The sequence below is a fragment of the Peptidiphaga sp. genome (genome assembly GCF_057238965.1).
The window spans coordinates 1-14070 of record NZ_DBHHEV010000022.1 but is presented as its reverse complement, the minus strand read 5'-3'; the positions used below and the strand labels follow the sequence as shown (position 1 = coordinate 14070).

At 65.1% G+C, this 14070-nt stretch carries 9 protein-coding genes and 1 tRNA gene; 4 read left to right on the top strand and 6 right to left on the bottom strand.

Going from position 1 to position 14070, the window contains the following annotated elements:
* Positions 1 to 183: type I 3-dehydroquinate dehydratase (locus ACO48X_RS04195; protein WP_485000879.1), on the top strand; the 183-nt coding region annotated here is incomplete at its 5' end.
* 71 nt (positions 184 to 254) lie between these two features.
* On the opposite strand, the gene lysA is transcribed toward ACO48X_RS04195, so the two are convergent.
* Both lysA and argS read right to left on the bottom strand, forming a co-directional pair.
* Entirely contained in the window at positions 255 to 1640 is a 1386-nt protein-coding gene (gene lysA / locus ACO48X_RS04190; protein WP_485000878.1) for a diaminopimelate decarboxylase, read from the bottom strand.
* Positions 1641 to 1647: 7 nt separating this feature from the next.
* On the bottom strand, positions 1648 to 3324 hold the full coding sequence (gene argS / locus ACO48X_RS04185; RefSeq protein WP_485000877.1) for an arginine--tRNA ligase: 1677 nt from the start codon (positions 3322 to 3324) through the stop codon (positions 1648 to 1650).
* Between the two features lie 95 nt (positions 3325 to 3419).
* Here argS and ACO48X_RS04180 point away from each other — a divergent pair.
* A tRNA-Arg gene (locus tag ACO48X_RS04180) sits at positions 3420 to 3492 on the top strand.
* A 41-nt stretch (positions 3493 to 3533) separates the two neighbouring features.
* Here ACO48X_RS04180 and ACO48X_RS04175 read toward each other — a convergent pair.
* Both ACO48X_RS04175 and ACO48X_RS04170 read right to left on the bottom strand, forming a co-directional pair.
* Complete coding sequence (locus ACO48X_RS04175; protein ID WP_485000876.1) at positions 3534 to 4310, bottom strand: glycerophosphodiester phosphodiesterase family protein; 777 nt, start codon at positions 4308 to 4310, stop codon at positions 3534 to 3536.
* A gap of 4 nt (positions 4311 to 4314) precedes the next feature.
* A complete protein-coding gene (locus ACO48X_RS04170; RefSeq protein WP_485000875.1) occupies positions 4315 to 6351 on the bottom strand; it encodes a M23 family metallopeptidase in 2037 nt (678 codons plus the stop codon).
* 217 nt (positions 6352 to 6568) lie between these two features.
* Between ACO48X_RS04170 and ACO48X_RS04165 the strand changes: the two genes are divergently transcribed.
* Positions 6569 to 10474, top strand: coding sequence for a multifunctional oxoglutarate decarboxylase/oxoglutarate dehydrogenase thiamine pyrophosphate-binding subunit/dihydrolipoyllysine-residue succinyltransferase subunit (locus tag ACO48X_RS04165; RefSeq protein WP_485000874.1), 3906 nt, complete (start codon positions 6569 to 6571; stop codon positions 10472 to 10474).
* 149 nt (positions 10475 to 10623) lie between these two features.
* Positions 10624 to 11211 carry a GDSL-type esterase/lipase family protein gene (locus ACO48X_RS04160; protein WP_009200090.1) on the top strand — a complete coding sequence of 196 codons (588 nt, stop codon included), beginning with the start codon at positions 10624 to 10626 and terminating at the stop codon, positions 11209 to 11211.
* 135 nt (positions 11212 to 11346) lie between these two features.
* Here ACO48X_RS04160 and ACO48X_RS04155 read toward each other — a convergent pair whose 3' ends face one another.
* Both ACO48X_RS04155 and ACO48X_RS04150 read right to left on the bottom strand, forming a co-directional pair.
* Entirely contained in the window at positions 11347 to 12834 is a 1488-nt protein-coding gene (locus tag ACO48X_RS04155) for an HNH endonuclease signature motif containing protein (protein ID WP_485000873.1), read from the bottom strand.
* Positions 12835 to 13256: 422 nt separating this feature from the next.
* Positions 13257 to 13790 carry a VOC family protein gene (locus ACO48X_RS04150; RefSeq protein WP_485000872.1) on the bottom strand — a complete coding sequence of 178 codons (534 nt, stop codon included), beginning with the start codon at positions 13788 to 13790 and terminating at the stop codon, positions 13257 to 13259.
* Between the last annotated feature and the right edge of the window lie 280 nt (positions 13791 to 14070).

Below are 14070 nucleotides of genomic sequence, written 5' to 3'. Positions count from 1 at the left end.
CGTCCGCTCATCACCGTCGCGATGGGGCCAATCGGGGTGCTCTCGCGCATCGCGGGCGGCGTTTTCGGCTCATGCGCGACGTTCGCCGCCGTCGGCAGAGGTTCGGCCCCGGGCCAGATCCCGGTCTCGGATCTTCGCCCGGCGCTTGACCTGCTGGATTCCGCGCAGTCGGCGACTTTTTAGCCTGCTGCATCGCAGCCTCAGCCCTCCCCTCAGCCTCAGTCTTCGCCTCGGCCTCAGCCCTCCCCTCAGCCTCAGTCCGCGTCGCGGCGGAGGTAGTCGGCATCGAGGGCGAGGAGGTCTTCCACGGTCTCGCGGCGCACAATCCAGCGCGACGCACCGCCTCGAACGGCCACCACGCCCGGACGCGGCAGGTGATTGTAATTCGAAGCCATCGACCGCCCGTACGCACCGGTGGCGGGGACGGCGAGAATGTCGCCCGCCGCGAGGTCCTCGGGCAGCAACACGTCGCGCACCACGATGTCCCCGCTCTCGCAATGCTTGCCGACGACCCTGCTTCTCACGCCGCCTTCCCCATTGCGAGACGCGAGGGCGGCCGTGTACGCGGCGTCGTACAAGGCAGGCCGAATATTGTCGCTCATCCCGCCGTCGACTGAAACATAGCGGCGCGGCCCGTCCTCCAATTCGACCGTTTTGACCGTCCCCACAGTGTAGAGAGTCATGCCCGCGGGGCCCACGATGTTGCGCCCCGGCTCGATCGAAACCCTCGGCGGCTCAATCCCCGACTCCGCGGAGTGCGAAGCGACGACGGACGCGAGGGCCTTTGCCAACTGCGCGGGGCTCGGGGGAACGGAGTCGCCGCCCGTGTAGCGGATGCCATAACCTCCGCCGAAGTCGACCTCGTGAAGCTCCAATCCGATCTCGCGATGGACCCGGGCCCGCAAGTCGAGCACCGCGCGTGCGGCTTCCTCGAAGGCCTCGACGACCAGGATCTGCGAGCCGATGTGCGAATGCAGGCCGACGAGCCGCAAATTCGGCGCGTTCACCGTTTTCTCGACAGCCTGCCAAGCGGCGCCGCCCGCGATCGACAGACCGAATTTTTGATCCTCCACAGCGGTGGACATGTATTCGTGTCCGCCGGCGTGCACCCCGGTCGTCACCCTGAGCATGACGGAGGCGACGGCGCCCTCGTCCCGCGCGATCGAATCGACGAACTCCAACTCGGCCAGAGAATCGACGACGAAATGCCCGACTTCCGCCCGCAGAGCGAGCTCGACCTCTTCGCGCGACTTGTTGTTGCCGTGCATCCCGATGCGGCTGCCCGGAACGCCCGCGGCCAGCGCCGTGCGAAGCTCCCCCTCGGAACAGGCGTCCACGGCGAGCCCTTCGTGTGCGACGGCCTTGGCTACGGCGACGCACAAAAAAGCCTTGCCCGCGTAGTAGACGTCAGCCCCCCGGAGGCGGGCGAAGGCCTCGTCCATGGCCTCTTTCCAGGCGCGCGCCCGGGTGCGCAGCACGTCCTCGTCAAGAATGTAAAGCGGCGTGCCGTACTCCGCCGCCAACTCGCTCACGCCGATGCCGCCGATTGCGATCTCGTCGCCGAAGCGGCGGGCCGACGACGGCCACGGTCCGTCCGACGAGCCGTCGGGCTCGGGCGCGGGAAGGTTTTCAAGATTCATATGAGCACTACATCCTCTCCGGAGCGCTGACGCCGAGCAGGCCCAGCCCGTTGGCAAGAACCACGCCTGCGGCGTCGTTCACCCACAAGCGCGTTCTATGAAGATCGGTGACCTCCTCTTCCGCGCGAGGCGTGACCCGAGCCTTACCATACCATGCATGGTATGCAGCCGCAACCTCTTCGAGGTAGCGCGCAACGCGGTGGGGCTCGCGAAGAGTCGCCGACTGGGCCGCGACGTCGGGGAAGCGCGCAAGCGTGCCGAGAAGCTCGGAATCGACGGCGTCCAGCAGACCGGGTGCGAATCCGTCCTCGCGCCTGACGCCGTGGGAGGCGGCGTTCGAGGCCACCGAGCACGTGCGCGCGTGGGCGTATTGGACGTAGTAGACGGGATTGTCGTTCGTGCGGGAGGCGACGAGGTCGAGGTCGAGGTCGAGCGTCGTGTCCACGGAGGCCCGGACGAGTGAATAACGGGCCGCGTCCACGCCGACGGCGTCGACGAGGTCCTCAAGCGTCACGACGGTTCCCGCCCTCTTGGACATGCGCACGGGAACACCGCTGCGGACGAGGTTGACCAGCTGGCCGATGAGGATCTCCATGTTCTCGCCCGGCCCGGCCGTATCGCCGTAGGCCCTCGCCATGGCGTACATGCGGCCGATGTACCCGTGATGGTCGGCGCCGAGCATGTAGACGCAGTTGTCCGCGCCGCGGGCGCGCTTGTCGAGATAATAGGCGAGGTCGCCCGCAAAATAGGCCGCTTCGCCGTCGGATTTGACGATCACCCTGTCCTTGTCGTCGCCGAAGTCGGTCGTGCGAAGCCACAGGGCGCCTTCTTTTTCATAGACGACGCCGCGCTCGCGCAGACGTTCGATCGCCTTGGAGACCGCGCCCGATTCGTGGAGCGAATCCTCGTGGAAGAAGACGTCGAAATCGGAGCGGAAATCGTGGAGCGAAGACTTGATTTCGGCGAACATCAACTCGACGCCTCGCGAACGGAAAGCCTCGAGGGCCTGCTCGTCGGGGAGCTCGCGCGGATCCGGCTCGCCGTCGGCGATTGAATCGGCGACCACCTTCTCGGCGATCTCCGTGACGTACTGCCCGCCGTATCCGTCCTCGGGGGCCTCCTCGCCGCGCGCCCGCGCCAGAAGGGACGCGGCGAAACGGTCGATCTGATTGCCGTGGTCGTTGAAGTAATATTCCTTGACGACCTTCGCTCCCGAAAATTCGAGGATCCGAGCGAGCGAATCGCCGACGGCGGCCCAGCGCGCCCCGCCGATGTGGAGGGGGCCGGTGGGATTGGCCGAGACGTATTCGAGGTTGACCGTTTTGCCGGCGCCGCCTTCCGTGCGTCCGTAGGAGCCGCCCGCCTCGACGACGGCCCGGGCGAGCTCGCCGACCGATGCGGCGGAGAGCCGTATGTTGACGAACCCGGGCCCCGCGACTTCGGCTTCTTCCACCCCGTCGTGCGCCGCGATCCGCGCCGCGAGGAGCTCGCCCAGTTCGCGCGGATTCCTCCCGGCGCGCTTGGCCAGCTGCATCGCGACGTTCGTGGCCCAGTCGCCGTGCTCGCGAGACCGAGGGCGCTCCACCTTCACGGCGGGCAGCTCGCCCTCGATCGTCAGAGTGCCGTCGGCGACGGCGGAGGCAAGTTCGTCGGCGACGAGCCGACTGAGTTCTTCGGGTGTCATGCGCGCAATTCTACGCGGCGGCTCCGACACATTCTCGCGAACGGGCCGTCCCGAGAAGCGCGAACTCGGTCATAGCTGCTAAAGTTACGTGTCAGGCCCCAATAGCTCAGTGGATAGAGCGTTTGCCTCCGGAGCAAAAGGTCGCAGGTTCGAATCCTGTTTGGGGTACAGCCTATCAACCGGGGCGCCGCTATGAACCGGGGCGCCGCCTACGAGCGGCTGACCGGGAGCCCTCGTTCCCGCAGCCCCTCGTACATCGCAGTCGGAACGTCCGTGATGATGCCGTCCACGCCCATGTCGAGAAGCCGGGCGGCGACGTCGACGTCGTCGATCGTCCACGCGTGGACCGCAATCCCCGCCTCGTGCGCCGACGCGACGAATCTCTCCGTCAGCACCGGAACCCCGCGGAAGGAAAGCGGGACTTGGGCGACTTGGGCCTCGGGAAGGCCTTTGAGCAGACGCCGACGCGCCGCCCCTTTCCTTGCTCGCGAGGCCGCGACGATCCTGGCGATGGCGCCTATGCCCAGCGAGCTCGCGGTCCCCGGCAGCTCGCCTCGCAAGCGCCGCAGCCGGCGCTCCGAAAAACTTGCGACGCACACCCTGCTCTGGGCGCCTGCCTCGCGTATCGCTCGGGCGAGCGGGGCTGCGACGTCGTCGGACTTCGCGTCGATGTTGAAAACGGCGTCGGGGTATTTTTCGAACGCCTCGTCCACGCGCATGACCGCCGGCCTGCCCTCGCGGCCGCGAACCCTCGCGAGCTCCCTCCACGTGTAGCCGCGGACTTTCCCGCCGACGCCGACGGTGCGGTCCAAGGTCGCATCGTGGCTGAGGACGGCGACGCCGTCGAGTGTGGCGCGAGCGTCGGTCTCCAGGTAGCGGAAACCTCGCTCGCCCATGGTCAGGAAGGCCTCTGCGGTGTTCTCCGGGCATTCCCCCGCGCCGCCGCGGTGGGCGACGACGATGGGGGCGCCGATGGGATAGAGCATCGCATCAGCCGCAAACCTGCGAGGCGTCGACCGCCTTCTGATCCTTCAGGAACTGGACGGGGTTCATGAGCTTGTCGTTTTGGTCGTGCACCTCCAGGTGCAGGTGCGGGCCGGTGGAATTGCCGTTGGAGCCCACTTTTCCAATGACCTGGCCGGCCTTGACCGTGTCGCCCTTCTTGACGAGAACCCCGTTGTCGTACATGTGGATGTACCACGTGTAGTACGTCTTTCCGCCAATCTCGTGCTTGACGATGATGAGGTTGCTCGAACGCCCCTGAATCCCGGCGCCGGCGTGGGTGACAACGCCGTCGGCGACTGCGTGGATCGGAGTGCCCATTGGCGCCGCGAAATCCTGGCCGGCGTGCATCGAGACGTCGCCGTAGATCGGGTCGACGCGATATCCGAAGGCCGACGTCAAACGATAGACGCCCTGCTGGAGGGGCATGACGATTTGGCCGGCTTGGTGCGAGCTGGCAAACGCCGCCCGCGCTCCGGCCGCCCCGGAGGCGGAACAGGTGATCGTCTCGTTGTTTTCGTTCTCTTTGGCCTGGTGAGAGAATTCGTTGGCCATCGAGCGGGCCTGCGCGTTGGCGTCGCCGGTGAGGGCGGCCGGAACGTCGGCCTTCTCTTTCGTTTCGCCCCCGATGTAGGAACGAGAGAGGTTGTTCTGCGCAGCGGTCGCCGGCGTGTTGTTTGTGGCGAGAATCGGCACGCCTACGGCCACCAGCGTCGCGACGCCGGCCGCCACGCCCTGGATGGCCCACTTCTTCGAGCCGAAGGAAGCCGGCTGCTCGCTCGCGGCGGACTCGGACTTGGCGACTTTCCCCCTGGAGCCCTTGCTGTCCTTTGCGGCTTTCGCGTCTGCTGCCGCCTTCGCGTCTGCTGCGGCTTTCGCCGCTTTGCCGCTTCTGCGCCGACGTTCCAAACGGGATATCTGCGCGCCTTCGGAAATGGCGTCGCTGATCTCGTTGCGGGTGAGAACGGCGGTCTCTTCGTCGGACTCGTTTGCCCCGTCCTCGTTGTCAAAGGCCGCCGCAGCAGCCTCCGCCGCACGCTCGGCCTCGAGGATCTTCCGCGCCAACTCGGCCTGCTGCCGCCTGCGCTCCCGACGAGCCTCTTCACGGCTCGCGGTTTCCTGCTCTGCGCGAAGCTCCTCGGCGGCCCGGCGCTCGTCTTCTGCGCGTTGCTCAGCGGCGGCGCGGGCCTCCGCCGCTTTTCGCGACGCCTCGGCCTCCTGCTCCCGCAGCTGCTGTGCCCTGCGGGATTTCTCCAGGCGAGCGGCCTTCTTGGCTTCGCGCTCTTTGCGCGCCTCCTCGGCTTTGCGGTCCGCCTCCGCCTGGCGAACGATCTCCAGACGCCTCGTGATTACGGCGAACGGGCTGCTTCCCGGGGAGCCGGCGGCCGCGGCCTTTGCCTTCTGAGCTTCCTGAGCCTTGCGGGCCTCCTCGGTTTTCCGCCGCACCTCTTCGGCCTGGCGAATCGCCTCGGCTTCTTGCTCTTCCTCCGCGCGACGAGCCTCCTCGGCTCTGCGCGCTTCCTCCGCCCGCCTGGCCTCTTCAGCCTTGCGCGCCTCCTCGGCCTTGCGAGCCTCTTCGGCGCGACGAGCCTCCTCGCGTGCGGCCCTCCGCGCCGCGCGCTCCTTGCGAAGCTCTTCCAGCTTGCGGGCCTCTTCGGCCTTGCGAGCCTCTTCGGCTCGCCTGGCCTCTTCAGCCTGACGCGCTTCCTCCGCGCGACGGGCCTCCTCAGCCTTGCGGGCCTCTTCGGCCTTGCGCGCGGCCTCGACCCTCCGCGAAATCTCTTCTAACCGAGCCTCCTCCTCGGCGATTCTCGCACGCTCTGCCTCCTGGCGTGCGCGATTCTCAGCCTCACGGCTCTCTGCCCGCCTCGCCTTGCGTGCTTCGGCAGCTTCCTCCATCTCGCGAGCCAACCGCGTCTGGCGGCGGTTGAGGCTCGGGGTCTCCTGCCTAACACCCGAACGGCGCGTCCGGGCAGCCTGAACCTGAGCCTGCGGCTCGGTGTTAAGTGCGTGCCTGCCCATCATCCTCCGGTTCTACGTGATTTTCCGGTGACTCCATTACAAAATGATAACGGACCCGCCGAAAGGCCACCACCCGCTTCACGCGACGACGGCCGAGACGACCTTCTCCATGCCGGAACGCCCTTCCCAACGCCCCCTCAATCCCTTTGAATTCCTCCTACAAATATCGCATGTATCCGGAGCAGACGTCGGTTTTAGAAATACACATCACTTTTGACGCATGAAACTCGCCGCCAAGTCCCGTAGCCTTAATGTGTCGAATTCCAAAGGAGTGGGGAAAACAGTGTCAACGCAGCCACACGACGACTTCGGGCCCAACCGCGGCTTCATCGAGGATCTCTACGCGGACTTCCTCAAGAATCCGTCTGCCGTCCCTCCGCAGTGGGGCGACCTTTTCAGAAGATGGCGCGCCGAGGGGCGCCCCGTGCACAAACGGGCCGATCCCGACACCGCCAAGGCGCAGATCGAGATTCACTCCCGGAGCGACTCCCGGCAGGCGGCCCCGAACTCGGTCTCCACCCGTTCGGACCTCCCTCCCGCCCCGCCGGCCGCGGCGCAGCCGGCCCTCACGCCCTATGCCAAACGGCACAAGCTGGTGGCGAGCGACACCCCGATCTCTTCCGGCGAAACCGTCCGCATGAAGGGCACGGCGAAGTCCGTCGCAGCCAACATGGACGCCTCGCTCGCCATTCCGACGGCGACGTCGTTCCGCGAAATCCCCGCCAAAACGATGTTCGACAACCGCGCCATCGTCAACGAGCGGCTGCGGGCCACCCGGGGCGGCAAGGTCAGCTTCACCCACCTGGTGGCCTTCGCCGCGATTGAGGCGCTCGTCCAGATGCCCGAGATGAACGACTCGTACACGTTGGCCGACGGCAAGCCCGCGGTCCGCCATCCCGAGCACGTCAATTTCGGCATCGCGATCGACGCCCGCCGCCCCGACGGCTCCCGCACCCTCGTCGTGCCTTCCGTCAAAGCCGCCGAGCTCATGACTTTCCGCGATTTCCTCTCCGCTTACGAGGACCTCGTGCGCCGCGGGCGCGAAGGCTCCTTGGGAATCGACGACTTCACGGGACCCACGGTCTCGCTCACGAACCCCGGGGGCATCGGCACAACCCAGTCGGTTCCGCGGCTCATGGCCGGGCAGGGAGCGATCATCGGCGTCGGCTCCATGGTCTACCCCGCCCAGTTCTCCGGCACGTCGGATGCCGTGCTGGCCCGCCTCGGCGTCTCCAAGGTGGTCACCGTCTCCTCCACCTACGACCACCGCGTGATCCAGGGCGCCACGTCGGGCGAGTTCCTACGGCTCATCGAACGCAAGCTCACCGGCCTCGACGGCTTTTACGACAGAGTCTTCCATTCGCTCCACGTTCCGACGGAGCCTTTCGTCTTCGAGCGCGACGTCGAATACAACCCGCTCAAAGACCCGGACAAAGCCTCTCGCGTGACGAGCCTCATCCACGCGTATCGCTCGCGGGGGCATCTCATTGCGGACACGGATCCGATCTCCTTCCGCACCCTCCGCCACCCGGACCTTTCCCTAGGATCCTACGGCCTGACGTCGTGGGACCTCGACCGCTCCTTCCCCACCGGGGATTTCACAGACAACGGCTCGATGACCCTGCGCGATGCGCTTTCGCTGCTGCGAGAGACGTACTGCGCGTCGATCGGCTTCGAGTACATGCACATCACGGATCCGGAGCAGCGCCGCTGGTTCCAGGAGCGAATCGAACGCCCGCGCGCCAAGCTCACCGACGACGAACGCTTTCAGATTCTCGAGAAGCTCAATCAGGCGGAGGCGTTCGAGACGTTCCTGCACACCAAGTACCTCGGGCAGAAGCGCTTCTCGCTCGAAGGCGGCGAATCGCTCATTCCCGCGCTTGACGCCATACTTTCCCGCGCCGCCCACGACGGCCTCGATTCGGTTGCGATCTCGATGGCCCACCGGGGAAGGCTCAACGTCCTGACGAACATCGCGGGAAAGCAGTACAAGCAAATTTTCACCGAGTTCGACGGATTCGTCGACGAACGCACCGTCCAAGGCTCGGGCGACGTCAAGTACCACCTGGGAACCGAGGGGACGTACACCTCTCCGAGCGGCGAGACGACCGGCGTCTATCTCGCGGCAAACCCTTCGCACCTCGAAGCGGCGAACGGCGTTTTGGAGGGAATCGTCCGCGCGCGCCAGGACCTTCAGGACCGGGGAGACCGAGGCTTCGCAGTTTTGCCGATCCTCATCCACGGCGACGCCGCATTCGCCGGCCAAGGGGTCGTCCCGGAAGTGCTCAACCTTTCGCAGCTTCGCGGCTACCGCACCGGCGGGACCGTCCACATCATCGTCAACAATCAGATCGGATTCACAACCGCCCCCCATTCCGGGCGTTCCTCGAACTACGCGACCGACGTGGCGAAGGGCCTGCAGATACCGATCTTCCACGTCAACGGCGACGACCCGGAGGCCGTCGTGCGCGCGGCGGCTCTGGCGTACGAGTACCGTCAGGCCTTCTCGAAAGACGCAATCGTCGACGTCGTCTGCTATCGACGCCGCGGACACAACGAGGGCGACGATCCGTCGATGACCCAGCCGGTCATGTACGCCTTGGTCGATTCGAAGAGGACGACCCGCCAGCTGTACAAGGAGGCGCTCATCGGCCGAGGCGAGATGACCGCCGAGCAGGCCGAAGCCTTCGAGGAGAACTACCGGGCGACCCTCGACAACGCCTTCCGGCAGGTCAAGGCCGCCGAGGCCGAAGCGGCCGCCGGCAAGTCCGGCGTCTATGAAGGCCTGGAGATTCCGGCAGCCCAACAGGAAGACGCGGGAACGATGATCGGCTGGACCAGCTGGACCACCCGTGAGATTCTGGCCAGGATCGGCGACGCCCACCTTCAGATTCCCGACGGATTCACGCCTCACCCGAAGATCACCCAGCTCTACGAGCGCAGGGCGAAGATGGTGCGCACCGGAGACGTCGATTGGGGCATGGGAGAGATCGCCGCGTTTGGCTCGCTCCTCATCGAAGGGGTTCCCGTGCGCATGTCCGGTCAGGACGTGCGCCGCGGAACCTTCGTCCAAAGGCACGCGGTTTCCCACGACCACGACACCGGCGCCGAGTGGACGCCCCTCGATCATTTGACGGAAGACCAGGCAAAGCTGTGGATCTACGACTCCCCCCTTTCCGAGTATTCGGTCATGGCCTTTGAGTACGGCTATTCCCTCGAGCGCCCGGACGCGCTCGTGGTGTGGGAGGCGCAGTTCGGCGACTTCGCGAACGGCGCCCAAACGGTTGTCGACGAATTCGTCTCATCGGCCGAGCAGAAGTGGAACCAGCATTCGTCTCTCGTCCTCCTCCTTCCCCACGGGTACGAAGGCCAGGGGCCCGACCATTCCTCCGCGCGAATCGAGCGGTATCTCCAGCTGTGTGCGCAAAACAACATGTGGGTCTGCCAACCGTCCACCCCGGCCAACCATTTCCACATGCTGCGCACTCAGGCTTACGAGCGTCCGCGTCGGCCGCTCATCGCTTTCTCGCCGAAGCAGCTTCTGCGACGCCGGGGCGTGGTCTCGCCGGTCGAAGATTTCATTCGGGGCTCCTTCCTCCCGGTCATCGGCGACGACGCCGAGCGTGAAGCCCGCCGAAGCGATGCCCACGGAAGCGATGCTTCGGGAGGCGCGCCCGCCGGAGATTCGCCCGCGGGAACTGCGCCGACGCGAGAGGCGCTCTCCGGAGGCGCATTCGCGCGAGAAACCCCCGCCGGAGGCGCATCGCGAGCGCACATCGACCGAGTCCTTCTCTGCTCCGGCCGCATCTATTACGATTTGGCCGATTTCCGCAGAAAGATCGGGGACCGGCGGACGGCGATCGTCCGGCTCGAGCAGTACTATCCGCTGGCCACCGAGGCCTTGCGGGCGGAGCTGGCGAAGTACCCCGGCGCCGAGATCGTCTGGGTCCAGGACGAGCCTGAGAACATGGGCGCGTGGCGTTTCCTCCTCGTCACGGTGTTTCGCGAGCTCGGGCTCACGCCGAGGCTCGTCTCCCGCCCGGCCTCGGCGTCGCCGTCGGTCGGCATCGCCCGAGCCCACACGACTCAGAACGAGATCCTCATGCGCGCTGCGTTCGAGCGCTGAAGCCCGGCTCCTCTGATGCAGACGGGCGGCTCCCCGATCCGAATGGGCGCGCTTGTCCAACCCGGATTGGCGCCGCTTCCACAACAGCGGAGGCGCTACAGTCTAGAGTTGAGGTAACTTCTAAGATGTAGCACAACTGAGGAGCAAACGTGGCGATCTTCTTCATCGGCGACGAGCTCGTCGCGGGCTTCGGCGACGCGCGGGCTCTCGGCTGGACTGGGCGAGTCATGGCACGAACCCGCAGCGAACCGCCTCTCATGCCAATAACCCTTGCCGTTCCGGGCGAAGACACAGCAGCACTGGCCAAACGCTGGGGCGACGAAGTGGCCCGACGCCTTCGCCACGATGAAGACAACCGTCTCATTATCGGTCTAGGGTCCCATGACCTCGACTCGGGCCAGACACTTGCCCGCGCTCGCCTCCATCTGGCGAACATCCTCGATGCGGCTGCTCGAATGAAGCTCCGGTCCTTCATCGTCGGTCCTCCCCCGCGTCGGGAAGTGCCTTTCAAAATCCAGCTGGATCTGTCGAAAGCCTTCGGCGACGTCTGCGCTCGCCGCGATCTCCCTTACGTCGACACTTTCACTCCTCTCGTCGAGCATGAACAGTGGAACACCGACTTGTCGATGTCCAGCGGCTACGAACCACGCCAGGCCGGCTACGGCCTCATCGCATGGCTGGTTCTCCACAATGGGTGGAACGATTGGCTGGGAGTCCCGGCCGTCGGCGCGTCTTAGGCCCGCTTAGAGTCTTTAGATCAATTTAGACTCTTTAGTCCCACTTAGGGCCTAAACCCCCCTTCAAGGCGTTCTCCCCGCGGCCTTGGCGACCGCGCCGACTCTTTGCCCAACCGCCTTACGTCTCTTGCTCAGTCATGTTCCGTGCTTCCTGGTGCCCATTGTTTTGCCGTCAGGCGATGTGAAGACAAAGCCTCCACTGTGGTGCGCGATCGCGATTTTTTCGCGGTGAACTAGGGCATGGTGGTGCCAGCACAACAGGACGGCGTTCGCAAGGTCGGTTTTCCCGCCCGCTTCCCAGGGCAAGGCGTGATGAACCTGTCCATGGGAAATCGTGTCTCCGCATCCCGGATATCGACATGTCCGATCTCTCGCGATGACCGCACGGGTTTGCGCGGGAGTGAACAGGCGTTTCTCCCTGCCCACGTCGAGCACTTCGCCGTTTGCCGAGAAAATGAGGCGTGAAACGGACGAATCGCAAACCAGCCTCGCCAGCTGGGTGGCAGACAGGGGCGAGCCGTCGTCTAAAACAGCAGGATCGTTCCCTCGTAAGGCATCAACGTCGGTCAGAGCAGGAATCGCCCCTAAAATCGTTCCAAATTCTTCTTGTTGGCTCACAGACGATTCCAGGCACGCGCCGAAACGCCCTTGCCCTCGACCAGCTTCACGGCATGCTTCCCCTAGGCAGCCCACACCGTCGCGGCGTTCCGGTTGGTCGGAGCTGCCACGGCTCCGATCCGTCCTCGCCTTCGACAGCCGCGTCCCCTCCTTTGAAGGCGAACCGTCGCGTTCCTCGCCGACGCCGTCGTCGCCCGCAACACTCCGGCCTTGCACGTTTTCAGTTCCCGGACGAGGCGTCCCGTTTTCCAAGCCGCGAAGAGTCTCGAAGGGGACGTGCACTAAAATATGCGGTCGGATTCTTGCTCCTTTGCCGAGGCCGCCTTCGTCAAGCTTCGCGCCGGCCAGTTCGACGAGCGCACCGGCTCGCCGTTGCGGCAAACTTCTGGCGTCCTCAACGCGTTTGCGGCCCATGAACGCCGACAAGGCGGTGTCCACGATTGCCGAACTCTCGTCCGACAGCCACCCGGAAATGCGCATCCCCGACCCTTCTTTCGCGAAGACCACGTTCTCTTTCTTCGCCTCGGCTTTCTCGGTCTCGACTCCGAACGACGGGCTGTGCCGATAAGCGCGCGCCTTGACGCGCCGCTCGAACTCCCGCGGGGCGCACTCCCGCGCCCAAGCGACAAACTCCTCCTCAACGGCGTCGGTGAACGCGTCTTCCAACTCGGGCGCCGACAAGAAGCGACGAACGACATCGACGTGCCCCGCGAAAACCTCGCCGTTCTTCAAGGCCTCCGACATCCTGCGCAGCCCCGAATCAAGGGCCTCGGCCCGTTTGATTTCCTTGACAGCCGCGCTCGGGGATTGCCCTGAAGTCTTCTCGCTCCACAGCACAAAGGTGCGAGCCCCCGAAGCGCGCCAACTTTCATTCTTCTCAATGGCGACGAGCATCCGCCCGCGCACCGCTCCCAGCCGAGAAACGGCCTTCGCGAGATCAGCGGCTCCAGCCGTCAGCCTTTCCTCGGACAAGGCGGAAAGGTCGACCTCCCCCAACTCCGTCACAACTTCATTCAAACGCGAAAGGCAATCGGCAAATCTGTTGTCGCCCCCTAGACTCCGCCGCTGGACAGACGGATCCACATCGGACGGACCGCATCCGGACACCGCGGCATCCGGCTGCATATCGGCGTCGACACTCATCGAACTCGCCTCCTTTCGCTCTCTACCCCTTCGCCCACTACCCTACAGAAGCAGCAGCCCAATGCCAATTTTTTGTTCGATAAAATCTTTCAAATTATTCTTTCAAATACTTTTTAATTACCGACTAAACAAACGGCATCGAAACCTAAGTTTGCAAAACCGCGATGGAGCGTTCGGCCCTCAACCGACGCCCACCAGCCCTATTCGGGAACGGTCACCAGGCAACCGACCTATTCAAAGATCATCACGCAACCAGCCTATTCAAAAGTCACCACGCAACCAGCCTACTCAGGAACGGTCACCAGGCAAAAGGGGTGCCCTGCGGGATCGGCGTAGATCCGCCATTCTTTAGGTCCGGGGTCGAGAATCGGCGTGAGAGGGCGCCCGCCGGCCTCTTCGACGACGCCGCAGGCCTCTGCCAGATCCTCAACCAGCAGATCGAAATGCGCTTGATGCTCGCCGTGTCCTCTGGGCCACCGCGGAGGCACATATCCCTCGCAGCGATGGAATGAGAATCTTCCAACGGGTTCCCACTCCAAGGTCACCCATTCCGGTTGCTCTTCGCTGGCAACGTCCCATTCGCGCGCATCGCCGGCAACGTCCCGTTCGCGCGCATCGCCGACGACGAAAGTCCGGTCGCCGCCCTCCCGATCGCGATCGCCCCCATCAGCAGAAGCCCCGTTTTCACCCCCGGCGCCTTTGACAAGCCCCGACCCTCCCGGCGGTGCCGGAAGATCGAGAACCTGCTGCCAGAACCTCGCCAGCGCGACGGCGTCGTCGCACTCAAAGACAAGTTGCGTCAATCGTCCAACGGCCATGAACCGAATTTATCACCGACGCACACAGCGGACTCCTCGAACAGCAGAAAAGCACGGCGCAGACTCGGCAAACGACAGGAAGTCACCGTGCAGTCTCCGTGGGCGGCGAATAGAACGCAGCCGATTCCGCGAACGACAGCCGAAAACACCGCACCCACGATCGGGCGCGGCAAGCACCCGACCGGTTCCGCGCGACGAGATACCGTGCACCGCACCCCGCGATCGTCCGCGCGAAATACACTGCCACAGCGCAGCCACGCCCGCGGGCCGCGCGCCAACA

Coding starts and splice junctions, on each gene's coding strand:
- lysA (WP_485000878.1), bottom strand. CDS start 1,640: ATGAATCTTGAAAACCTTCCCGCGCCCGAGCCCGACGGCTCGTCGGAC.
- argS (WP_485000877.1), bottom strand. CDS start 3,324: ATGACACCCGAAGAACTCAGTCGGCTCGTCGCCGACGAACTTGCCTCC.
- ACO48X_RS04175 (WP_485000876.1), bottom strand. CDS start 4,310: ATGCTCTATCCCATCGGCGCCCCCATCGTCGTCGCCCACCGCGGCGGC.
- ACO48X_RS04170 (WP_485000875.1), bottom strand. CDS start 6,351: ATGATGGGCAGGCACGCACTTAACACCGAGCCGCAGGCTCAGGTTCAG.
- ACO48X_RS04165 (WP_485000874.1), top strand. CDS start 6,569: ATGAAACTCGCCGCCAAGTCCCGTAGCCTTAATGTGTCGAATTCCAAA.
- ACO48X_RS04150 (WP_485000872.1), bottom strand. CDS start 13,790: ATGGCCGTTGGACGATTGACGCAACTTGTCTTTGAGTGCGACGACGCC.